This is a genomic window from Streptomyces sp. BB1-1-1 (assembly GCF_031597775.1).
Lineage (GTDB): Bacteria > Actinomycetota > Actinomycetes > Streptomycetales > Streptomycetaceae > Streptomyces > Streptomyces thinghirensis.
Map to the genome: position 1 here is coordinate 3,433,612 of NZ_CP134203.1, position 22,497 is coordinate 3,456,108.

14 protein-coding genes and 1 pseudogene are annotated in these 22,497 nt (G+C 72.8%); 2 read left to right on the forward strand and 13 right to left on the reverse strand.

What is annotated here, in order from left to right; all coding sequences use genetic code 11:
* Window positions 1–214: 214 nt before the first annotated feature.
* The gene (locus tag RI578_RS15655) at window positions 215–490 is read right to left on the reverse strand and encodes a hypothetical protein (RefSeq protein ID WP_310871681.1); all 276 of its coding nucleotides are present in this window, start codon (window positions 488–490) and stop codon (window positions 215–217) included.
* Between RI578_RS15655 and RI578_RS15660 the strand changes: the two genes are divergently transcribed.
* Window positions 459–1,118, forward strand: coding sequence for an LAETG motif-containing sortase-dependent surface protein (locus RI578_RS15660; RefSeq protein ID WP_310871682.1), 660 nt, complete (start codon window positions 459–461; stop codon window positions 1,116–1,118). The two genes, RI578_RS15655 and RI578_RS15660, sit on opposite strands and share 32 nt — an antisense overlap.
* Window positions 1,119–1,199: 81 nt before the next feature.
* Here RI578_RS15660 and RI578_RS15665 read toward each other — a convergent pair whose 3' ends face one another.
* From RI578_RS15665 to RI578_RS15705, 9 genes and pseudogenes are all read right to left on the reverse strand, one after another.
* On the reverse strand, window positions 1,200–3,020 hold the full coding sequence (locus RI578_RS15665) for a GMC family oxidoreductase (protein ID WP_310871683.1): 1,821 nt from the start codon (window positions 3,018–3,020) through the stop codon (window positions 1,200–1,202).
* Between the two features lie 40 nt (window positions 3,021–3,060).
* A complete protein-coding gene (locus tag RI578_RS15670; RefSeq protein WP_310871684.1) occupies window positions 3,061–4,674 on the reverse strand; it encodes a succinic semialdehyde dehydrogenase in 1,614 nt (537 codons plus the stop codon).
* 169 nt (window positions 4,675–4,843) lie between these two features.
* A pseudogene (locus RI578_RS15675) lies at window positions 4,844–5,536 on the reverse strand (serine/threonine-protein kinase); the annotation flags it as partial.
* Window positions 5,536–7,224 carry a serine/threonine-protein kinase gene (locus RI578_RS15680; RefSeq protein ID WP_310871685.1) on the reverse strand — a complete coding sequence of 563 codons (1,689 nt, stop codon included), beginning with the start codon at window positions 7,222–7,224 and terminating at the stop codon, window positions 5,536–5,538. The gene RI578_RS15680 and the pseudogene RI578_RS15675, both read right to left, overlap by 1 nt.
* A 115-nt stretch (window positions 7,225–7,339) precedes the next feature.
* Window positions 7,340–8,269: a serine/threonine-protein kinase gene (locus RI578_RS15685; protein ID WP_310871686.1), complete on the reverse strand. Its 930-nt coding sequence runs from the start codon at window positions 8,267–8,269 to the stop codon at window positions 7,340–7,342.
* Between the two features lie 116 nt (window positions 8,270–8,385).
* Window positions 8,386–10,149 (reverse strand): protein kinase domain-containing protein, encoded by a 1,764-nt coding sequence (locus tag RI578_RS15690; protein ID WP_310871687.1) that lies wholly within the window; start codon window positions 10,147–10,149, stop codon window positions 8,386–8,388.
* A gap of 145 nt (window positions 10,150–10,294) precedes the next feature.
* Window positions 10,295–13,147: a protein kinase gene (locus RI578_RS15695; protein ID WP_310871688.1), complete on the reverse strand. Its 2,853-nt coding sequence runs from the start codon at window positions 13,145–13,147 to the stop codon at window positions 10,295–10,297.
* Window positions 13,148–13,300: 153 nt separating this feature from the next.
* The gene (locus tag RI578_RS15700; protein ID WP_310875778.1) at window positions 13,301–15,394 is read right to left on the reverse strand and encodes a serine/threonine-protein kinase; all 2,094 of its coding nucleotides are present in this window, start codon (window positions 15,392–15,394) and stop codon (window positions 13,301–13,303) included.
* Between the two features lie 160 nt (window positions 15,395–15,554).
* Window positions 15,555–17,261 carry a glycerol-3-phosphate dehydrogenase/oxidase gene (locus tag RI578_RS15705; protein WP_310871689.1) on the reverse strand — a complete coding sequence of 569 codons (1,707 nt, stop codon included), beginning with the start codon at window positions 17,259–17,261 and terminating at the stop codon, window positions 15,555–15,557.
* A 307-nt stretch (window positions 17,262–17,568) separates the two neighbouring features.
* Between RI578_RS15705 and RI578_RS15710 the strand changes: the two genes are divergently transcribed.
* Window positions 17,569–18,777 carry a nucleotide sugar dehydrogenase gene (locus RI578_RS15710; protein WP_310871690.1) on the forward strand — a complete coding sequence of 403 codons (1,209 nt, stop codon included), beginning with the start codon at window positions 17,569–17,571 and terminating at the stop codon, window positions 18,775–18,777.
* Between the two features lie 69 nt (window positions 18,778–18,846).
* Here RI578_RS15710 and RI578_RS15715 read toward each other — a convergent pair whose 3' ends face one another.
* The 3 genes from RI578_RS15715 to RI578_RS15725 form a co-directional block, all read right to left on the reverse strand.
* Window positions 18,847–19,971, reverse strand: coding sequence for a GuaB3 family IMP dehydrogenase-related protein (locus RI578_RS15715; RefSeq protein ID WP_210957883.1), 1,125 nt, complete (start codon window positions 19,969–19,971; stop codon window positions 18,847–18,849).
* A 115-nt stretch (window positions 19,972–20,086) separates the two neighbouring features.
* Window positions 20,087–21,595, reverse strand: coding sequence for an IMP dehydrogenase (gene guaB / locus RI578_RS15720; RefSeq protein ID WP_210957884.1), 1,509 nt, complete (start codon window positions 21,593–21,595; stop codon window positions 20,087–20,089).
* 139 nt (window positions 21,596–21,734) lie between these two features.
* On the reverse strand, window positions 21,735–22,322 hold the full coding sequence (locus RI578_RS15725) for a sigma-70 family RNA polymerase sigma factor (RefSeq protein ID WP_019329587.1): 588 nt from the start codon (window positions 22,320–22,322) through the stop codon (window positions 21,735–21,737).
* Window positions 22,323–22,497: the final 175 nt, after the last annotated feature.

Genomic DNA, 22,497 nt, shown 5'->3' on the forward strand with positions numbered 1-22,497 from the left:
ACAGTCGTACGGACCGAACCAAGGGCCACTCCCGCGCCCCACACGCGGAGGCCTCCCTGACTCTCCCGTATCGCCGTGCGCGATACGCCGGACTATTCGAGGTCTTCATGAAGCTTCGTCGCGCCATGGCAGCAGCGGCCGCCACGGCAGTGATCGCCCCGGTGGCGCTGCTCGCGGCGCCGGCCGCCTACGCGACCGGTGACACGCCGACGTCTCAGCCGCCGACCAGTTCCGCCGCCGAGACCGCACCGGAGAGCACACCCTCGACGGACCCGGCCCCGAGCCAGTCCACGAGCGAGACCGCTCCGCCGCCGAGCGACTCGCCGAGCAGCTCCCCGAGCGGCTCTCCGAGCACCTCGGCCCCCGAGTCCCCGGCGCCCAGCACCTCCACGCCCGCCTCGCCGTCGCCGAGCACCTCGGCGCCCGAGGAGTCCGAGACCCCGGCCCCCGAGCCGTCGGTGTGCGAGGACACCAAGGTCGACGTCAACATCACCGGCCTCCCCGGCAAGATCGCGGCGGGCAGCGGCTGGCACAAGTTCTCGCTGAACGTGGCGAACAACTCCGGCTCCACGCTCCAGAACCTCGAGTACCTGGCCGGCGCCTCCGCCGACCGGAACGGCGAGGAGCTGTTCGAGAGCAAGAAGGTCAGCCTCCAGGCCTGGAACCCCGACGACAAGATCTGGGAGGACCTCAACGAGTTCGGCTACGCGGTCGGCTACATCGGCTACACCGACGAGCTGGCGCCCGACTACGAGGTCGACATCCCGATGCGGATCAACGTGCGGTCCGACGCCCCGGTCGGCGCCGGCTTCACGCTCGGCGCGACCATCTACGGCGACGCGGACGGCGAGTGCACCGGCTTCGGTGACATCGCCTACAAGTTCCAGATCGTGGCCGCCGGCACCGACACCGAGGGCACCAAGCCGACGGAGGGCGGCAAGGCTCCCGTCGCCGTCGAGAAGCCGGCCGCCAACACGCCCGAGGTCACCGGCAGCCTCGCCGAGACCGGTTCCAGTTCCGCGCTGCCGATGATCGGCCTCGTCGGCGGGCTCGCCGTCGTCGTCGGTGGCGGCGCGGTGTTCGCGGTGCGGCGGCGCAAGGCCGGCGCGGAGGCGTGACACAGCTCCGACCGGCGTGACACAGGCTGGGTGAGAGGGACCTGCGCTCGGAGGGGGGCGCAGGTCCCTCTCACCTTTGCGCTACTTCTTCGGCGGCACCGCCGGCATTCCCAGGAACGGCAGCCGCAGCGAACCGAAGGCCTCCGCCGGGACCGCCGGGGACTTGGGCTCGACGGCGGCCAGGCGCTCGTAGGCCGTGCCCTGCGCCGGGCGCGGGTCGTTCTCGCCCTTGTTCGGCCAGTACGACATCGCCCGCTCGGCCTGCGCCGTGATGGTCAGGGACGGGTTGACGCCCAGGTTGGCGGAGACCGCGGCGCCGTCGACGACCGAGATGCCGGGGTGGCCGTAGAGGCGGTGGTACGGGTCGATGACGCCGGTCTCGCGGGAGGCGCCGATCGGGCAGCCGCCGAGGAAGTGGGCGGTGAGCGGGGTGCCCATCAGCTCACCGACGTTGGAGCCGGCGAAGCCGTTGATCTCGGCGGCGAGTGCGGAGGCGCCCTCCGTCGCCGCCTTGATCTGCTTGGGGTTGGGCGAGCCGTGGCCCTGGCGGGCGGTGAGCAGGCCCTTGCCGACGCCCGTCGGTTTCAGGTGCGTGGTCAGGGAGTTGTCCAGGGACTGCATCACCAGGCCGATGATGGTCCGCTCCGACCACTTGCGGTTGGAGAGCGAACGCAGGACCAGCATCGGGTGCTTGGCCGCGTGGCCCAGGAAGCCCAGGACGCGGGACGCGCCCGAGGCGGTGTGCCCGGCGTACGGGACCTGGAGGATGGACAGGCCGCCCATCGAGTTGGAGCCCTTGCCGTAACGGACCGGCTCGATGTGGGTGTTGGCGTCCGGGTGGATCGAGGACGTTATGGCGACGCCGCGCGTGAAGTCGGCCCGTGACTCGCCGGTGGCCTTGCGGTAGCGCCGGTCGTCGGTCTGGGCGCCGACCAGGGCCTCGGAGTTGGTGCGGGTCAGCTCGCCGAGCTTGTCGGATATGTGCGGGAGCTGTCCGTTCGCCTTCATGCGGTGCAGCAGGGTCTGGGTGCCGTAGGTGCCGGCGGCCATGACGACCCGGCGGGCCGTGAACGTGCGGCCCGCGCCCTTCTTCTGCCGGTCGGTGGGCAGGGTGGCGATCGCGAACCCGCCGCGCGAGTCGTCGGTTACCGAGACGACCGTCGTCATCGGGTGCACGACGGCACCCGCCTTCTCGGCGAGGTACAGGTAGTTCTCGTTGAGGGTGTTCTTCGCGCCGTGTCGGCAGCCGGTCATGCACTCGCCGCACTCGTTGCAGGCCTTGCGGTCGGGTCCCGCGCCGCCGAAGTACGGGTCGGGCACCTTCTCGCCCGGCTTGGCCTCGGCCGTGCCGTCGGCGTCCTCGCCGTCGCCGAAGAAGACGCCGACCGGCGCCATGTGGAAGGTGTCGCCGACGCCCATCCGCTCGGCGGCGGCCTTCAGGTGCACGTCGGACGGGGTCATGGTCGGGTTCAGCCGGACCCCGAGCATGCGCTTGGCCTGGTCGTAGTACGGCGTCAGTTCATCGTGCCAGTCGGTGATGTCGCGCCACTGGGGGTCCTCGAAGAACGGCTTCGGCGGTACGTAGAGGGTGTTGGCGTAGTTCAGGGAGCCGCCGCCGACCCCGGCGCCCGCCAGGACCATGACGTTGCCGAGCAGGTGGATGCGCTGGAGGCCGAACATGCCGAGCTTGGGGGCCCAGAGGTAGTTCTTCAGGTCCCAGGAGTTCTTCGGCAGCGACTCCCGGGTGAAGCGGCGGCCCGCTTCCAGGACGCCGACGCGGTAGCCCTTCTCGGTGAGGCGGAGGGCGGAGACCGAGCCTCCGAATCCTGACCCCACGATGAGGACGTCGTAGTCGTACCCGTTCTCGTCGTCCCGGGTCTGGACGGTCTTCTCCTGCGACACGTGCTCTCCTCGTTGAGAACGGGTACGGGTGGCGGGCTGCTCAGCGGAAGCGGAACGCCTTCATCAGGCGCAGGCTCCGGCTCATGAACGCCGCGTACTTCTCGTCGTCCAGCCCCAGCGAGGGCGCCATCGGCAGCAGGCGCTGGTGGGCGACCGTCTGGGCCTCGGTGTACTTGAGGATGCCCTCAAAGCCGTGCCGGCGGCCGAGGCCGGAGTCCTTCATGCCGCCCATCGGGGACTGCGCGCTGCCGTAGGCGGGTGCGTACCCCTCGTTGATGTTGACGGTGCCGGTGCGCATCCGGGCGGCGACCTCGTGGCCGCGCCGGGCGTCCTTCGTCCAGACCGAGGAGTTCAGGCCGTACGGCGTGGCGTTGGCCTGCTCGACCGCCTCGTCCTCGGTCTTGAAGCGGTAGACGGAGACGACCGGGCCGAAGGTCTCCTCGGTGCACACGGTCATGGGGGCCACGACGCCGTCGAGGATGGTCGGCTCGTAGAAGTACGGGCCGATGTCCGGGCGGGCGACGCCGCCGGCGACGAGCTTCGCGCCGTGCTCGACCGCGTCCGCCACGTGTGCCTTCACGGTCTCCAGTTGCCGCTCCCCCACCAGCGAGCCCATGTCGGCGCCGTAGGCGAGGGAGGTGCCGAGCCGCATGGCCTTGGTGCGGGCGGCGAAGCGCTCCAGGAAGGCGTCGGCGACCGACTCGTGGACGTAGAGCCGCTCGATGGAGATGCAGAGCTGGCCGGCGGAGGAGAAACACGCGCGGACGGCGCCCGCGGCGGCCTTCTCGATGTCGGCGTCCTGAAGGACCAGCATGGCGTTCTTGCCGCCGAGTTCGAGGGAGACGCCGACCAGACGGGCGGCGGCGCCCTGGGCGACCTCGCGGCCGGTGCGGGTGGAGCCGGTGAAGGAGACGTAGTCGGCGTGCCTGACGACCTCGGGGCCGACGACCGGGCCCTCGCCGAGGACGACCTGGAAGACCTCGGCGGGCAGCCCGGCCTCGATGAGCAGGTCGCGGGCCCACAGGGCGGTCAGGCAGGTCTCGGTGTCCGGCTTCATCACGACCGCGTTGCCCGCGACGAAGGCGGGGAGCGCGTCGCCGACGGACAGCTCCAGCGGGTAGTTCCAGGGGGCTATCTGGCCGACGACGCCGCGCGGGTGGCGCAGTTCGGTCACCTTCGTCAGGGTCGGTACGGCGCCGGTGTGCCGCTTGGCGCGCAGGTACGCCGGGGCCTTGCGGCCGTAGTGCCGGGCGGCGACGGCGACGGCCTGGACCTCCTCGTGGGCGTGCAGGCGGGCCTTGCCGGTCTCCAGCTGGATGAGGTCGAGCACCTCGGCCTGGCGCTCGAGGACCAGGTCGTGGAAGCGCAGCAGGACGGCGGCACGCTGCCGTACCGGAACGCGCGCCCACACGGCCTGTGCGGCGCGGGCCCGCTCGAAGGCGCCGGCCACGTCCTCGGGCGTCGACTCGGGCAGGTCGGCCAGCTTCTCGCCGGTGAACGGCGTGTGGTTGGCGGTGCGGCCGGAGCCGGCCACGCCCTTGGTGAGCTGGGCGACCAGCTCGGGCGTGACCACGTCGGCCGCGGTGCGGGCGCCCGCGGGGGCGGGGGCGAGAGGGTTCGTGCCGGTGATTTCCGGGGCCTGCGCGTCCGTCATGAGCCGCAGGGTATGACGCCGCGAGGGCTTTGTGTACCCGTCGGTAATCGGGATTCACCGAGTACTCACACAATGCCAGTGATCGCTGGCAACAAATGCGCTGATCAGGAGGTTACCCGGCGGGGCTGGACCAGATCACTTCTTTTCGGTCCGGAGCGGACCGGGCGGCGCCGGCCACCGCCTCCAGGTGCCGCGCGACCTCCTCGGCATCCGGTCGCCGGGTGGCGTCCTCGGCCCTCAGCCTTTCGATCAGCGGATCGAGCGGCCCGGAGGGCGACCGGTGCTCGACGGCGGTGTGCAGGAGGGCGCCCAGCGAGCGCAGGTCCGCCGCGGGACCGGCGCCCCGCGGGGAGTCCTCGCCCGGTGCGCGGGCCGTGCCGAAGTCGGTGAGCACGACGCGGCCGTGCGGGCCGAGCAGCACCTTGGCGGGCCTGACCGCGCGGTGCACGATGCCGACGGCGTGCGCCGCCCGCAGCGCACCGAGCACCGCGAGCCCCATGCGGGCCGCTTCGGGCGCCGGCACCGGACCGCGCCGGAGCACCTCGTGCAGGGACTCGCCCGGGACCCACTCCATGACGATCCAGGGCAGTCCGTCGAGTGGGGCCTCCTCCACGACCACGTCGTGGATGCGGACGGCCGCGGGGTGGTCGACACGGGTGGCGGCACGTGCCTCGCGGTAGAGGCGGTGGGCGGCCCGGCGGTACGTCTCGTCCGCCGGGTCACCGGGCAGCCGCGGCTGCTTGACGGCGACGTCCTGTGCCGCGCGTTCGTCGAAGGCCCGCCAGACGGTTCCCGAGGCGCCGGAAGCGACGCGCCTCAGCAGCCGGTACCGCTCGCCGACCAGGTGCCCCTGGGATTCCATCAGAGCTGGTCAACCTCCCAGTTGGCGACGACGGTCCGGGCGATCTCCCGTCCCTCGTCCGCGAAGTATCCCTTGCGGGGGTAGTCGACGGAGACCTTGTAGATGTCGCCGTTGTCCGCCCGGTAGTAGAGGATGTGGTACTCGCGCTCGCGGGGGTTCTGCGTGTCGGCCGTCGTGTAGGCGATGGTGTTCTCGGCGGCCTTCTTGCCCTTGTACTCAGTCTCGCTCGGTTCACCCCTGGGAGCGGGCTTGTCGGCGAAGTTCCACGAGTACTCGCCGTCCTTGAGCATCTCCCAGTCCGCCCAGGCGTTGGCCCCCGCGGTGTCCGGGAGGTCGTCGTTCTCGTCGTCGGCCTTGATGTCACGGTCCACGTGGACGGTGATCGCGCCGCTCGGGTCGGCGAACGACTCGGTGGTGCCGTCCCATTTGTCGGGGTGCTTCAGCTTCACGAACTCCGCCGGCACACCGACGCTCATGCCGGGCTGCGCACCGAGGTCGTGCTTCTTCCACCCCTCCGGCAGGGGCCCCGCGAAGGGTTCCGCGATCACCAGGTACGACGCCACCGCCGCCGCGACGACCGCCGCGCCGAGGGTGATCCACGCGTTGCGGCCCAGCCGGACGCTCCACTTGGACACCGGCCGGGACGGCCCGTCCGCCCCGGCGACGTGCACGACCTGGGTGGGTGACGGCTCCGGCGGGTTCGCGGCGGCGCTCAGCAGGGCGCGGACCCGGGTGGCGTCCGGGCGGCGCGCCGGGTCCTTGTCCAGCAGGCCCGTGATGACCTCGGCCAGCGGCCCCTGCGCGGAGGCGGGCGGCGCGGGCGTGGCGTTGAGCACGGACTGGAGCGTGGCGGGGGTGTTGCTGCGGCGGAACGGCGAGACGCCCTCCGTCGCCGCGTACAGCACCACGCCCAGCGACCACAGGTCGCTCGCCGGGCCGGGGCGCTGGCCCAGCACCCGTTCCGGGGCGATGTACTCGGGCGAGCCGACGAAGCCGCCGGTGTCGGTCAGGTTGGTCTCGCCCTCGATCTGGGCGATGCCGAAGTCGGTGAGCACGACCCGGTCGTGCCGCCCGAGCAGTACGTTGTCCGGCTTCACGTCCCGGTGCAGGACGCCGGCCGCGTGCGCGGCCTCCAGCGCGCCGAGCACCTCCAGGCCGATCCGGGCAGCCTCGCGCGCACCCAGCGTGCCCTCCTGCAAGGCGTCGCCCAGCGAGCGGCCCCGGACCAGCTCCATCACGATCCACGGCTGGTCGTCCACCACCGCCACGTCGTGCACGTCGACCACGGCCGGATGGTCGAGGCGGGCCGCGGCGCGGGCCTCGCGGCGCATCCGTTCGAAGGCGTTGTCCCGTTCGCGTTCGGGAAGGTGGTCGGGTACGCGGGGCTCCTTGACGGCCACCTCGCGGTCCACGGTCTCGTCCTTCGCCCGCCACACCGTGCCCATGCCGCCGTGCCCGAGCCTGGAGATCAGCCGGTAGCGGCCGGCGATGAGCCGCCCGGCGCCCGCGTCCTGCGCGGGCGGCTCCGCGTGGCCGGGCCGCGGCGCCGGCGACCGGGGCGGCACGACCTGGGTGGGTGCCGCGTACGGGTTGCCGGGATGCGGCACGGCGACAGGCGGATTCGGTGGTCGCAGGCCAAAACTCGTCGGCTCGTCCGACCCGTTGCTGGGTCCCCCGTTGCTGCTCATGGGTCCATCCATATCGCGCCCGGCGTACCCGTATCCACCACCCGTGCTCCGCGGTCACAGACCCGTGACGCACCCTGCCGCTTATCTCCTGTTTAGGTGCGTTGCGAAGACGGCGTCACGGACGCCGGACCCGTCGGCGTACCGCGAGCACCACCGCCATGAGCACGCCCCGCGTCACACTGCGGGGCTCACCGGTCCGGGGCGGCGCGGGAGTCCGGCCCGTGGTCAGGAAGGCGCGCAGCATCCGCTCGGCCTCCGCGGCGTCCAGCCGCCGTTCCGGGTCGCGTTCCAGCAGGCCCTGTACGACCGGAAGGATGGGCCCGGCCTGCGCGGGCGGGCGGATCTCGTCGGTGACCACGGCGTGCAGGACGCCGCCCAGCGAGTCGCGGTGGAAGGGCGAGGAGCCGCTGAGGACCGCGCACAGCAGCACGCCAAGCGACCACAGGTCGGACTCCGGTCCGGTCCCGGCCCCGGACATCCGCTCGGGGGCGGTGTACTCGGGGGAGCCGACGAAGGAGCCGGTCTCGGTGAGCGTGGTGGCGCCCGCGACCTGGGCCACGCCGAAGTCGGTGAGGACGACCCGGCCGTCCTCGGCCACCAGCACGTTGGACGGCTTCACGTCCCGGTGCAGGATCCCGGCCGCGTGCGCGGTGCGCAGGGCGTCGAGCAGGGCGACGCCGATCCGGGCGGCCTCGGTGGCGTCGACCGGGCCGTGGCCGAGGACGCGGTCGGCGAGCGAGCCGCCCTCGACCAGTTCCATGACCATGTACGCACGTTCGTCGTCCTCGACGACGTCGTGCACGACGATGACGTGCGGGTGCCTCAGCTGGGCGACCGCGCGGGCCTCGCGCAGGGTGCGCTCACGGCGCCGCCGGGCCTCGGCCGAGGAGAGGGCCTCGTCGAGGGGAAGCGCCTTCACGGCCACTTCACGGGCGAGCAGTTGGTCGGTCGCCCGCCACACGATGCCCATGCCGCCGCGGCCGAGCCGCTCATGGAGTCGGTAACGGCCCGCGATGACACGCCCGCCCGCCCCCTCGGTCACCATGCGCCCATCATGCCCCACCGGACGGACCGGCTCCGGGCCGCCGTAACCCGGGTGGCCGACAACCGACGGACACGCGTGCGTCGTTGCGACGACTTCAGGCCATCACACGGCACGGATCAGGCGGTCTTCTCCTGCCAGCTCTGCAGCACCGTCCGGAACTGCTGCCGCGCGGTCTCCCAGTCCTCGGCGGGCGCCGACATGTAGATGACGTACTCGACGCCGTCACGGGACATGTACGTCTCCTCGACGGCGCGGCGCGGACCGGGGAAGGAAGTGTCCTTGGCCAGCGCGGTCCAGGTGTACTCCCACCGGGCGCTCTTGTGGTCGCGGTAGGTGGTCCGCTCCAGGGTGACGCGCCGGTAGTCGACCAGCCGCTGGAGCTGGACCTCCAGGTCGAGCTGATGGGCGTACGGGTCGTTGTAGTCGGGGGCGGTGTCGACGGCGATGCGGACGAAGTGCTCGCCTCCGTCGGGGGTGTAGTCGACCTGCTTCAGCTCGCCGTCGTCGTCGTACACCTTCCGCTGCCAGTTCTCGGGCAGGTAGAGGCTGAAACCCACCGGGTCGTCCCGGCGGACCCAACCGGCCGGGACGGACCCGCCGGGACCCTTGCCGGTCGTGGCGGAGGCGGAGGGGGACGGCGACCGGGTGGGGTCCGGTCCGGCCGTCGAGCCGCTCCCGTCCCGTTGTTGCAGCACCACGGCGGTGCCCGCGCCGATGAGGGCGGCGACGGCGACGACCAGGGCGAGTGTGCGCAGGCGGCGACGCCGGGACCGGTCGGGAGCGACGCCCGCGGGACCGGTCGGCGCGTACCCCGCCGCCGTGGGACCCATCGGCCCGGGACCCGCCGCCGCGTGACCCATCGCTGTGGGACCGACGGCCGTGGGACCGACCGCCGTCGGACCGACCGCCGTCGGACCGACCGCCGTCGAACCGGTCATCTGCTGGTACGGCGTCGCGGCCGTCCCGCCCGTCGGCCCCGGCCCCGGTGTCCCGGGCCGGGCCGTGTCGCCCTGCCCCCGCGGGCCCGAGTACCGCGTCGGCACATACGCCTGGGCCGCGTTCGGCCGCCGTCCCTCCGCGGCCTCCGCGAGCATCTGTTCCGTCTCGGTCACGTCGGGCCGCGAGGCCGGGTCCTTGCGCAGCAGGGCGCTGATGACGGGCGCGAGCGGACCGGCGTACCGGGGCTCGGTGGCCTCCTCCTCGACGACCGCCTGCATGGTGGAGAGCGGTGAGGTGCGGCGGAACGGCGACCTGCCCTCCACCGCCGTGTACAGCGTCGCGCCGAGCGCCCACAGGTCGGAGGCGGGGCCGGGGTCGTGGCCGCGGACGCGCTCCGGCGCCAGGTAGTCGACGGAGCCGACGACCTCCCCGGTCCGCGTGATGGTGGAGTCGCCCTCGATCTGCGCGATGCCGAAGTCGGTGAGCAGTACCCGGCCGTCGTCGCCGAGCAGTACGTTGCCGGGCTTGACGTCGCGGTGCAGGACACCGGCGGTGTGCGCGGCACGCAGGGCGCGCAGCACCCACAGGCCGACCCGGGCCGCCTCCCGCGGCTCGACCCGTTCCTCGTCCTTGACCGCGTCGGCCAGCGAGCGGCCCTCGACCAGCTCCATCACGATCCAGGGCCGGCCGTCGTGTTCGAGTACGTCGTGGACGGTGACGACGGCCGAGTGGTTGATCCGTGCCGCCGCGCGCGCCTCGCCCCGGGTACGCGCCAGCAGTATCGCCTGGTCGCTCTCCGAGACGTAGAGCGCGGCGGTCAACTCCTTGATGGCGACGGTCCGGTGCAGCACCTCGTCGTGTGCGCGCCACACCCGGCCCATACCGCCGCTGCCGATGGCGTCCCCGAGCCGGTATCGGCCCGCGACGAGCCGGCCCTGCATCTGATTCACGTTGCCCCGCAATGGTCTTGTCAGGGTCAGACTAGGGACCGGCTCCCGTCCGGGGAACGGGCGGGGTGGCATGGAAACCGCTCTGTGACGGTTGTCGCTTTCCGTGTCAGGAGGCAACCATCGGGCCGAACTGCCGTCAGCGGGTGTACTGATAAGTCGCCGACGCCTGTTCGAACAGCCGGCTCACCTCGTCCCGTTCCGCCTCCGGGCCACGGACCTGCACGACGTGGTAGCGCCCGTCGATCAGGATCGCGACGTTGCGCACGTACAGCTCACCGCCGCCGGCGGCGGTCCAGGTGAACTGCCCCTCCGCCATGGTCCGTCCGCCGACCTCGATGGTCTTCAGTCCGCTGGAGGTGGCCCAGCTGGAGGCGCGGTACGGCTCCAGTTCGGGCTCGCTGTCGCGCTGGTAGACCATGGGGTCGTCGCCGAACTCGGCCGCGCGGTCCCGGCCCGGCACGACGACGAGCTCGAAGTCGCCCTTCGCGTAGACGACCTGGCCGCTGCCGTTGCGGGGCGTGCGGTTCCAGCCCTCGGCGACGGCGACGTGGAAGCCTTCGGGGTCCTTGCGGAGGGCGAACCCGTCGGCGACGTCGGGATCATTGGTCTGCGTCTCGGTGGAGCCGGTGCCCGTCTCCGAGGCACTGGGGTCGTCCTTCGGTGTCGTCTGCTCCGGCCGGGGCTCGTCGCCGGCGTCCGGGGACCGTTCGGGCGGGGCCTGGCTCGCCTCGCCGACGGCGCCCGTCCGGTCGGCGGCCCCGTCGCCCTTCGTATCGCTCTTCGGCATGAGGAACATGGCGTAGGCGATCGCGCCGGCCAGGGCGAGCAGTATCAGCAGGAGCAGCGTCCGGCCGAGGCTGCGTGGGGAGCGGGCCGTGTCCTGCTTGCCCCGCTTGTGCCGTCCGTGGTGCGCGGGCAGTCCCGCCCGCCGCCTGCGCACCAGCTCGCCGCGGCGGCGCACGATGGGCAGCCGGCTGGTCTCGGCGGGCGGGGCCGAGATGACGTGCAGGCCGGCCTCCGGCTCGGGAGCCGACCGCACCAGTGAACGCAGCCAGCCGCGCAGTTCCTCGAAGTCGATGCGCTCGGTGGGGTCCTGACGCAGCAGCGACTCCACGACCGGCCGCAGCGGCCCGCACTCCTCGGCGAACGCCGGCGGCTCCGCGCACACGATCTGCACCAGCTCGGCGGTCGACTCCTCCGGGTAGGGCGCATGTCCCTGTACGGCACGGTAGAGCAGGGCGCCGAGCGCCCACAGGTCGGTGGCGGGGCCGATGGGCGCGGCCAGCTGCCAGTTCTCGTGCACCGGACCGGCCTGTTCCGGCGCCCAGCGTTCCGTCACCGGCCCGACCACGGCCATCCGCGTCTGCCGTGCCCGCTCGGCGGCGAGCGCGGTGGCGGGACCGCGCGGCGCGGGGGTGCGGGAGACCAGGTCGTCCCAGTGCCCGGCGGGCGGGGCGGTGGCCTCCTGGTGCGGGGCGGCGGACAGGGCCCGACCGGCCTCGGGGGCGGGGGCCGGGGCGCCGGTGGGGGACGGGTCGCCGGTGGGGCGGGGCGTGGCGCCGTGCCAGGAGGTCGTGCGTACGCCGTAGGGGTCGGCGATCTGCCCGGGCGGGGCGGTGCCCGGGGTGCCGGGAGCCCGGCCGGTGTCGTCGTCGGGGGCGGGGCGGGCGCCGGGCAGGGCCGCGCGGCCGTTCTGCCCCTCCTGGATGCGGGCCGCGGCCCGGGCACCGGCACGGTAGGCGGCGATCGCTCCGGCGCGCGCGGCACGGGCGTCTCCGCCGCTGTCGAGCGGCGTGGGGGCGAGCCCGGCGGAGGTCCCGCCCGGCCCCTGGGCCCCGGAGACCGGCAGCCCGCCGGCGGTCCGTGCCTCGATGGCGGCCCGCCGGGCGGCCTCGGGATCGGCACCGCCGGATCCGAGCATCCCACTCTGCACACCCCCGGGACCGACGACCCCGAACCCGGCACCACCGGGACCGGGGAGCCCTGGGCCGACGCCACCGGCACCGGCGGCCGTACCACCGGCACCACCAGGACCGGGAAACCCTGAGCCGACACCACCGGGACCAGCGGCCGTACCCCCGGCACCACCAGGGCCGGAGAAGCCTGAGCCGGCACCGCCGGGACCGACGGCCCCGCCCCCGACACCACCAGGACCGGGGAACCCTGAGCCGGCACCACCGGGACCGACGGCCCCGCCCCCGGCACCCCCGGGACCAGCGGCCATGACCCCTGCACCCCCGGGACCGGAGCGCCCAGCCCCGCCCTCGACCCCACCAGGCCCGAGGGCGGCGGTGCCACCACCCCGGCCGAAGGTCCCGTCAGGAGCGACCGCGGAGCCGGGGCCCTCCTCGCCCTCGGGGGCGGGCACCGGGTCGTATCCGCACAGCGCCTCCTCCGCCGCCCCGACCGCCAGGCCGGTCAGCATCACGCGCCCGTCGTCGCAGACGAGCACCGTGCGCGCGGTGATGTTGCGGTGCACCCAGCCGTAGGTGTGCAGCACCCGCAGCGCCAGGAGGATGTCGGAGGCCACCTCGGCCGCCCGGTACGGCGTCAGCGACTGCTCGGCGAGCAGGGCGGCCAGCGGCCTGGCGGCCACCAGCTCGCTGACCACCCACAGCGAACCGCCCTCGGCGAACACGTCGAAGACCTGGTCCAGGCGCGGATGGTCGGGGACGGCGGCCGCGGCCTGCGCCGCCTCGACGGCACGGCGTACCACCGGGTCGGCGGGCCGCCGCTGTCCGCCGGGCGCGGCCGACGAGCGCCTGCCGGGGGGCCGCCCGGCGCCGTCCCGGGCCGTGAAACCGTCGGGCAGGCCGTCCGCGTCGAGCACCTCCGCCTCGACGACCTCCGGCAACGGCACCTGCCGGACCAGCACTTCCTGACCGCTGTAGGTGTCGAAGGCCCGGGTCTCGGTGAGTTCGTACTCGTCGGACGGCGGCAGGGGCAGGCGGTAGCGGTCGGCGAGTACCCGTCCCGCATAGTCGTCCACGTCGACACCCCCGGCAGCCCGTCGGTCAATTCCGTTCGCCCGGCGGGCCGTTCCGGCTGCGTACGGTCCGCAAGCACTCACGATACGTGCCGGAGGCAACCCGCAAAGAGGGGATGCCAGATATCGGACCGCTCAAACCCGGGCGCCGCCGGTTCAGGACTTGGGCTCGAAGGTCTTCGTCAGGGTCTGCCAGGTGTCCCGGCGCAGGTCACTGTCCCAGTCGGCGGCCTTGGCGGTGTACATGAGCGCGTAGCCCTGGTGGTCGTTGACGACGAACCCCCGGTCCACGGTCCGGTACTTGGTGCCGCCGTCCGTGTAGGTGAACTCCCAGTCGGCCGCGTTCCAGCCCCGGTAGCCCACCTTCTCTATGCGGATCTTCTTGTACTGGGAGCGGACCATGCTCCGCTCCTGGTTCTTCCAGTCGGCGACCGGGTCGCCCTTGGGCGTGGACGTCCAGGCGACGAGCAGCTTCTGCCCGTTCGGTCCGGTGAACCGGTCCCCCGCGGAGCCCGTGGACCGGTACTTCCAGCCCTCGGGCAGTCCAAGTGTGTAACCCTGCTCGCCCTGGTGGGTGGCGGCCGCGCCCTCGTCGTCGTCCGGCTTCCCGGCATCGTCCGACCCGGTCCCGGCGTCTTCGGACTCGCTCGCTCCGGTGCCCGGGGCGCCGCCCGTGGCCCCGTCCCCCGTCGCCGGGTCCGAGGCGGTGCCGTCGGTACCGGTCCCGCTCTCCTCGTCCTGCTTGGTGTCGCCGCTCGGGCCGGCGGAGGCGACGGCCTTGTCACCGCTGCCGCCCTTGGCGCCGTTCTCGTCGTCGCCGCCGAGCGTGAGGGCCAGTACGGTGCCGAGCACGGCGAGCGCCACGATCACCGCGATGATGACCAGCGTCCTGCGCGGCACCACGTCGGTGAGCGGCGCCCGGGGCACGGGTCGCGGCGGCAGGTCCGGCGGCGGTACGACGGGCCAGCCGGAACTCCGGGTGCCCGCAGGCGCGTTCGACCCACCGTGACCCGAGCCCACTCCGGCACCGGCACCAGCGCCGACACCCGATCCCGTCGCCGGCGCGGTGGCACCCGGCCCACGCGACGCGGCGGCGGCAGCGGTCCCGGCGTAACCCGAGGCGGCGGTACCCGGGGCGGCTGAGGCCCCCGCGCCGCCCGAGGCGGACCGGCCGGACCCGCCCTGCTTGGTACGGGAGGCGGCCGCGGCACCGGCCGCACCGGCCCCCACGGCGGCCTTGCGCACGGAACGCAGCGCCCCGCGCAACCGCTCCCCGGCCTCCTCGCCCCGCTTGCCCCCGGCGCCCGCCGAACCGCCCCGGCGCGTCCGCTCGTCCGACTGCGCCGGCAGCGGCACCACCTTGGTGGCGTCGGCCGGTTCGGTCTCGGCGGCCCGGTCCGGGGCGTGGATGACCTTGTTGAGCATCGCGCGGGCGCCCGCGTCGTCGAGCCGCTGGGCGGGGTCCTTGTTGAGCAGTCCGAAGATGACGTCCCGCAGCGGGCCGGCGTTCTTCGGCTCCTCCAGGTTCTCCGTCATCACCGCGGTCAGCGTCGCGATCGCGGAGCCCTTGTCGTAGGGCGGGGTGCCCTCCACGGCCGCGTACAGCAGTCCGCCCAGCGACCACAGGTCGGCGGCCGGTCCCGGCTTGTGGCCGCGGGCCCGCTCCGGGGAGATGTAGGAGGGGGCGCCGACGAGCATGCCGGTGGAGGTGATGGACGGGTCGCCCTCGACCTGGGCGATGCCGAAGTCGGTGAGTACGACCCGGCCGTCCTCGGCGATCAGTACGTTGGACGGCTTCACGTCGCGGTGCAGGATGCCCTCGCGGTGCGCGGAGCGCAGGACGTCGAGGACGGCGAGGCCGACCTCCGCCGCGCGCTTCGGCTCCAGCAGGCCGTCCTCACGGATGGCCTCGGCGAGCGACTTGCCCTCGACGAGTTCCATCACGATCCACGGCCGGTCGTCCTCCTCGACCACGTCGTAGACCGTCACGGCGCTGTTGTTGCGGATCCGCGCGATGGCCTTGGCCTCGCGCAGCGTGCGCGTGATCAGGCGCCGCTTCTCCTCCTCGTCGATGTTCCCGGGAAACCGCAGCTCCTTGACGGCGACCGTGCGTCCGAGGGTCTCGTCCTCGGCCCGCCACACCGTCCCCATGCCGCCGCGGCCGAGCACGTCTCCCAGCCGGTACCGCCCGGCGAGGAGACGTGCGCTCTTGTCCGTACGGGATGTCCCCGCCCGCTCCGCCTCCGACATGCGTCCCCTCATGCAACCCGCCCTGACAGAGCCTTCATTGTCCCTCACCCGACAAGCGCCCGACGCCCAGGGTGCCCCTGGCGCCAACCGGGCGAGCGGGCAGGGAGCACGGCGGGGTGACCCTGCGTCACACCCGACCCGGCAGCCCCTGCCGCCTGCCCTACCGTGGCGCGATGTCCGGCGCCCCCAGCCGGGCCGCGTCCGCCGTCAGGTCGTCCGGCTGGCGCTGCGACTCCCGCTCGGCCTCGACCCGCTTCTCGTAGTGCTGGACCTCGCGTTCGACCTGGTCCTTGTCCCAGCCCAGCACCGGCGCCATCAGTTCGGCGGCCTCGCGGGCGCTGCGCGTGCCCCGGTCGAAGGTCTCGATGGAGATGCGGGTGCGCCGGGTCAGTACGTCGTCCAGGTGCCGCGCGCTTTCGTGTGAGGCGGCGTAGACGACCTCGGCGCGCAGGTAGTCGTCGGCGGCGTGCAGCGGTTCGCCGAGGGAGGGGTCGGCGGCGATGAGCTCCAGGACCTCCTCCGCCATGGCGCCGTACCGGTTGAGCAGGTGTTCCACGCGTACGACGTGCAGGCCGGTGCGCGCGGCGACCCGCTTCCGCGCGTTCCACAGCGCCCGGTAGCCCTCGGCGCCGAGCAGCGGCGTGTCCTCGGTGACGCAGTCGGCGACCCGCAGGTCGAGCCCGTGCACCGCCTCGTCCACGGCGTCCTTGGCCATCACCCGGTACGTCGTGTACTTGCCGCCCGCCACGACGACGAGACCGGGCACCGGGTGCGCGACGGTGTGCTCGCGCGACAGCTTGCTGGTGGCGTCCGACTCACCGGCCAGCAGCGGACGCAGACCGGCGTACACGCCCTCGACGTCGTCGCGGGTGAGCGGCACGGACAGCACGGAGTTGACGTGCTCCAGCAGGTAGTCGATGTCGGCGCTGGACGCGGCCGGGTGCGCCTTGTCCAGGTCCCAGTCGGTGTCCGTGGTACCGATGATCCAGTGCCGGCCCCAGGGGATGACGAACAGCACGGACTTCTCGGTGCGCAGGATCAGGCCGGTGCTGGAGTGGATGCGGTCCTTCGGCACGACCAGGTGGATGCCCTTGGAGGCGCGCACGTGGAACTGGCCGCGCTCGCCCACCATCGCCTGGGTGTCGTCGGTCCACACGCCGGTCGCGTTCACGACCTGCTTGGCGTGGATCTCGTACTCGCCGCCCGCCTCGACGTCCTGCACGCGCGCGCCGACCACGCGCTCGCCCTCGCGCAGGAAGGAGGTGACCCGCGCGCGGTTGGCGACCGGGGCGCCGTACGCCGCCGCCGTGCGCACCAGCGTCGTCACGAACCGGGCGTCGTCCATCTGGGCGTCGTAGTACTGGAGCGCGCCGACCAGCGCGTCCTTCTTCAAGGCGGGCGCCACCCGCAGGGCGTGACCGCGGCTCAGGTGCCGGTGCATCGGCAGGCCCCGGCCGTGTCCGCGAGCCATCGACATGGCGTCGTAGAGCGCGACGCCCGACCCGGCGTACAGCCGCTCCCACCCCTTGTGCTGCAAGGGGTACAGGAACGGCACCGGCTTCACGAGGTGCGGCGCGAGCCGCTCCAGCAGCAGCCCGCGCTCCTTCAGCGCCTCCCGTACGAGGGCGAAGTCGAGCATCTCCAGATAGCGCAGGCCGCCGTGGATCAGCTTGCTGGACCTGCTGGAGGTGCCCGACGCCCAGTCCCTGGCCTCGACCAGGCCGGTGGACAGGCCGCGCGTCACGGCGTCGAGGGCGGTGCCCGCGCCGACCACGCCCGCGCCCACCACCAGTACGTCCAGCTCGCGCTCGGCCATGGCCGCGAGTGACTCGGCGCGCTGCGCCGGCCCCAGGGTCGCTGTCCTCACTGCTGCCTCCCGCTGTCGGTCGCGTCGGCCGCACCCGTCGGGGGCGAAGCCCGGTTCCTGGTACCCACCATGCCCAGATTCTGACCGGCCTGCCCGACATCGGCCGCCGCACGCCCCCAGCCTGTGGACAACTCTTCCCGGCAAACCCGGCCCATCACCCCGGGCGGTGTCGACACCACCGAAACTCGGCCGACCAATCCCACAAATCGGTCATATTTACTCCTAGTCTGACGTTGTGCTCGCCCATCCTGTCCACCGGGTTTGCGCACCTGTCCCGCTTCGGCTACTGGGAAGGACGGCCCACGCCATGCCCGCAGATCTCGCCGTCATCGGACTCGGCCCGTACGGCCTGCCCCTGGCCCAGGCCGCCGTCGCCGCAGGCATCCCCACCCTCGGCTACCGCACCGGCCCCGAGGCCGACCCGCTCACCCCCGCCGAGGTGCGCCGGATGCTCGCGACGGGCTTCCGGACCCCCGCCGGGCCGGCCGAGCTGGGCCGCGTCCGCACCGCCGTCATCTGCGCCCCGACCCCGCCCGGCGCGGACGGCGGCCTGGACCTCACCCAGGTGGAGGCGGCCGCCCGCACCCTGGCCGCCCACATGCGCCCGCACATCACGGTCATCCTGGAGTCACCCGTGCGGCCCGGGACGACGGAGGACTTCCTGCGCCCGATCCTGGAGCAGGGCTCCGGGCTGCGCGCCGGCCGCGACTTCCACCTCGCCTACTCCCCCAGCCGCGTCGACCCCGGCAACCGCGACTTCACCCCGGCCACCACGCCGAAGGTCATCGGCGGCCTCACCCCCGCCTGCACCGAGTCGGCCGCGACCTTCTACGGCCGGCTCACCGACAAGGTGGTCCGCGCGCGCGGCCCCCGCGAGGCCGAGACGGTCCAGCTCCTGGAGACCAATTTCCGGCACGTCAACATCGCCCTCGTCAACGAGATGGCCGTACTCTGCGACGACCTCGGCGTCGACCTGTGGGACGTCCTGCGCTGCGCGGAGAGCAAACCGTTCGGCTTCCAGGCCTTCCGCCCGGGCCCCGGCGTCGGCGGCCACTCCGTCCCCCAGGACCTGACCGGCCAGGCCCCGCACAGCCTGCGCATGGTGGAGCTGGCCCAGCAGGTCAACTCCCAGATGCCGCGCTACGTCGTCCAGCGCGCCGCCGCCCTCCTCAACGAGCACGGCAAGTCCGCGCGCGCCGCCCGCGTCCTCCTCCTCGGCGTCACCTACAAGGCCGACCTCGCCGACCAGCAGGCCACCCCGGCCGAGGAGATCGCGACCCGCCTGATGTCGATGGGCGCCGCCGTCAGCTACCACGACCCGCACATCCCGTCCTGGAACGTCGCCGACCGCCCCGTCCCCCGCGCCGACTCCCTCTACGAGGCCGCCGCCGACGCCGACCTGACGATCCTCCTCCAGCAGCACCGCACGTACGACCTCCAGGGCCTGTCGGTGAAGGCCCAGCTCCTGCTGGACACGCGGGGGGCTACGCCCACGGGGGCGGCGCACCGGCTCTGACCACGCCGCGCGGACACGCGAGGGGCCCGGAGCGTCTGCTCCGGGCCCCTCGGTGTGGCGTACGGGTGACTACCGCCGGTGCTGCGAGTCCGCCACCGTCACCTCGACGCGCTGGAACTCCTTCAGCTCGCTGTACCCGGTGGTCGACATGGCCCGGCGCAGTGCGCCGAAGAAGTTCATCGAGCCGTCGGGGTTGCGGGACGGGCCGGTGAGGATCTCCTCGATGGTGCCGACCGTGCCGAGGTCGACCTTCTTGCCGCGGGGCAGCTCCTCGTTGACGGCCTCCATGCCCCAGTGGTTGCCCTTGCCCGGCGCGTCGGTCGCGCGCGCCAGCGGCGAGCCCATCATCACCGAGTCCGCGCCGCAGGCGATCGCCTTGGGCAGGTCGCCGGACCAGCCGACCCCGCCGTCGGCGATGACGTGCACGTACCGGCCGCCGGACTCGTCCATGTAGTCACGGCGGGCCGCCGCCACGTCCGCGACCGCCGTCGCCATGGGCACCTGGATGCCCAGCACGTTGCGCGTGGTGTGCGCGGCGCCGCCGCCGAAGCCGACGAGGACGCCCGCCGCGCCGGTGCGCATCAGGTGCAGGGCGGCGGTGTAGGTGGCGCAGCCGCCGACGATGACCGGGACGTCCAGCTCGTAGATGAACTGCTTCAGGTTCAGCGGCTCGTGCGAACCGGAGACGTGCTCCGCCGAGACCGTGGTGCCGCGGATGACGAAGATGTCGACGCCCGCGTCCACGACCGCCTTGGAGAACTGGGCGGTGCGCTGCGGGGAGAGCGCGGCGGCGGTGACCACGCCCGAGTCGCGCACCTCCTTGATGCGCTGCCCGATCAGCTCCTCCTTGATGGGAGCGGCGTAGATCTCCTGGAGGCGGCGGGTCGCGTTGTCGGTGTCCAGCTCGGCGATCTCGTCGAGCAGCGGCTGCGGGTCCTCGTGCCGCGTCCAGAGCCCTTCCAGGTTCAGGACGCCGAGGCCGCCCAGCTCGCCGATGCGGATGGCGGTGGCCGGGGAGACGACCGAGTCCATGGGAGCGGCCAGGAACGGCAGCTCGAAGCGGTAGGCGTCGATCTGCCAGGCGATCGAGACCTCCTTCGGGTCCCGCGTACGGCGGCTGGGGACGACGGCGATGTCGTCGAAGGCGTACGCCCGGCGGCCGCGCTTGCCGCGCCCGATCTCGATCTCAGTCACGTCTGTGGCCTTTCCCTGATGCGTTGCAGCGCCTTCCAGTATCCCCGACGGGCTCGACGGGGCACCGCTGAGGGCGGCCCCGGGTGGTCCGGGGCCGCCCTCGGGCAGGCTCTGCTTACTTGCTGCGGCTGTAGTTCGGTGCCTCGACCGTCATCTGGATGTCGTGCGGGTGGCTCTCCTTGAGCCCGGCGGAGGTGATCCGCACGAACCGGCCGTTGTCCTGGAGCTGGGGCACGGTCCGGCCGCCGACGTAGAACATCGACTGGCGCAGGCCGCCGACCAGCTGGTGGACGACCGAGGAGAGCGGGCCGCGGTAGGGCACCTGGCCCTCGATGCCCTCGGGGACCAGCTGCTCGTCGGAGGCGACGCCCTCCTGGAAGTAGCGGTCCTTGGAGAACGACCTGCGGTCGCCGCGGGTCTGCATGGCGCCCAGCGAGCCCATGCCGCGGTACGACTTGAACTGCTTGCCGTTGATGAACATCAGCTCACCCGGCGACTCCTCGCAGCCCGCGAGGAGCGAGCCCAGCATCACCGTGTCGGCGCCCGCGACCAGGGCCTTGGCGATGTCGCCGGAGTACTGGAGGCCACCGTCGCCGATGACCGGGATGCCGGCCTCCTTGGCGGCGAGCGACGCCTCGTAGATGGCCGTGACCTGGGGGACGCCGATGCCGGCGACGACGCGGGTGGTGCAGATGGAGCCGGGGCCGACACCGACCTTGATGCCGTCCACACCGGCGTCGATGAGCGCCTTGGCGCCGTCGCGGGTGGCGATGTTGCCGCCGATGACGTCGACGCCGGCCGCGTTCGACTTGATCTTGGCGACCATGTCGCCGACCAGGCGGGAGTGGCCGTGCGCGGTGTCCACGACGATGAAGTCGGCGCCCGCCTCGATCAGCGCCTGGGCACGCTCGAAGGCGTCACCGGCGACGCCGACGGCGGCGCCGACCAGCAGCCGGCCCTTGGCGTCCTTGGCGGCGTTCGGGTACTTCTCGGCCTTGACGAAGTCCTTGACCGTGATCAGGCCCTTGAGGACGCCGTTGTCGTCGACCAGCGGCAGCTTCTCGATCTTGTGGCGGCGCAGCAGCTCCATGGCGTCCACGCCGGAGATGCCGACCTTGCCGGTGACCAGCGGCATCGGGGTCATGACCTCGCGCACCTGCCGGGAGCGGTCGGTCTCGAAGGCCATGTCGCGGTTGGTGACGATGCCGAGCAGCTTGCCGCCGCCGTCGGTGACCGGCACGCCGCTGATGCGGAACTTGGCGCACAGCGAGTCGGCCTCGGCGAGCAGGGCGTCCGGGTGGATGGTGATGGGGTTGGCCACCATGCCCGACTCGGAGCGCTTGACCAGGTCGACCTGGTTGGCCTGGTCCTCGATGGACAGGTTGCGGTGCAGTACGCCGACGCCGCCCTGGCGGGCCATCGCGATCGCCATGCGCGACTCGGTGACCTTGTCCATGGCGGCGGACAGCAGCGGGATGTTGACCCGCACGTTCCTGGAGACGTACGAGGCGGTGTCGATCTCGTCGGGTGCCATGTCCGACGAGCCCGGCAGCAGCAGCACGTCGTCGTAGGTCAGCCCGAGCGTCGCGAATTTCTCGGGCACTCCGTCGACGTTGGCAGTCATGACACCTTCCCCAAATGGCCTTGATCGGTGCGGATGTCCATGCTAACGGGAAGTGGACGTGGCTCATTCCACGATCAGGGACGCCCGCGACCTTCGTAGTTTCGTACGGACACCCGTCACCGTCCGTTCACTCCCGGCGCTACTGCTCCGCCAGGGCCCGCAGCCGACTCAGCGCCCGGTGCTGGGCGACCCGGACGGCACCGGGTGACATTCCCAACATCTGCCCGGTCTCCTCCGCCGTGAGCCCCACCGCGATCCGCAGCAGCAGCAGCTCCCGCTGGTTCTCGGGCAGGTTGGCCAGCAGTTTCTTGGCCCAGGCGGCGTCGCTGTTGAGCAGCGCGCGCTCCTCCGGGCCCAGTGAGTCGTCCGGCCGCTCGGGCATCTCGTCGGACGGCACGGCGGTCGAGCCGGGGTGCCGCATCGCCGCGCGCTGCAGGTCGGCGACCTTGTGAGCGGCGATGGCGAAGACGAACGCCTCGAAGGGGCGTCCGGTGTCCTTGTAGCGGGGCAGCGCGAGCAGCACCGCGACGCAGACCTCCTGGGCGAGGTCCTCGACGAAGTGCCGGGCGTCGCCGGGCAGGCGGGACAGACGCGTGCGGCAGTAGCGCAGCGCCAAGGGGTGGACATGGGCGAGCAGGTCGTGCGTGGCCTGCTCGTCCCCGTCGACGGCACGATGGACGAGCCCACCGACCGTCCCTTGATCAGGGGCCGCCTCGTCGTCACGCATCGGTCCATGGTGCCTTGCGGCCGTCCGATCCGTGGCTCCGCGCCCGTTGTTGTGCACCGAAGCGTTATGAGTAGGTGCGCCGGAACTCATCCCCTGCGCCCTCCCCTTCCGCTCGACCGACTCGTCCCCGAGGAACTCCACACCTCAAGGATGCGTCATCCGCGCCGAAACGAGC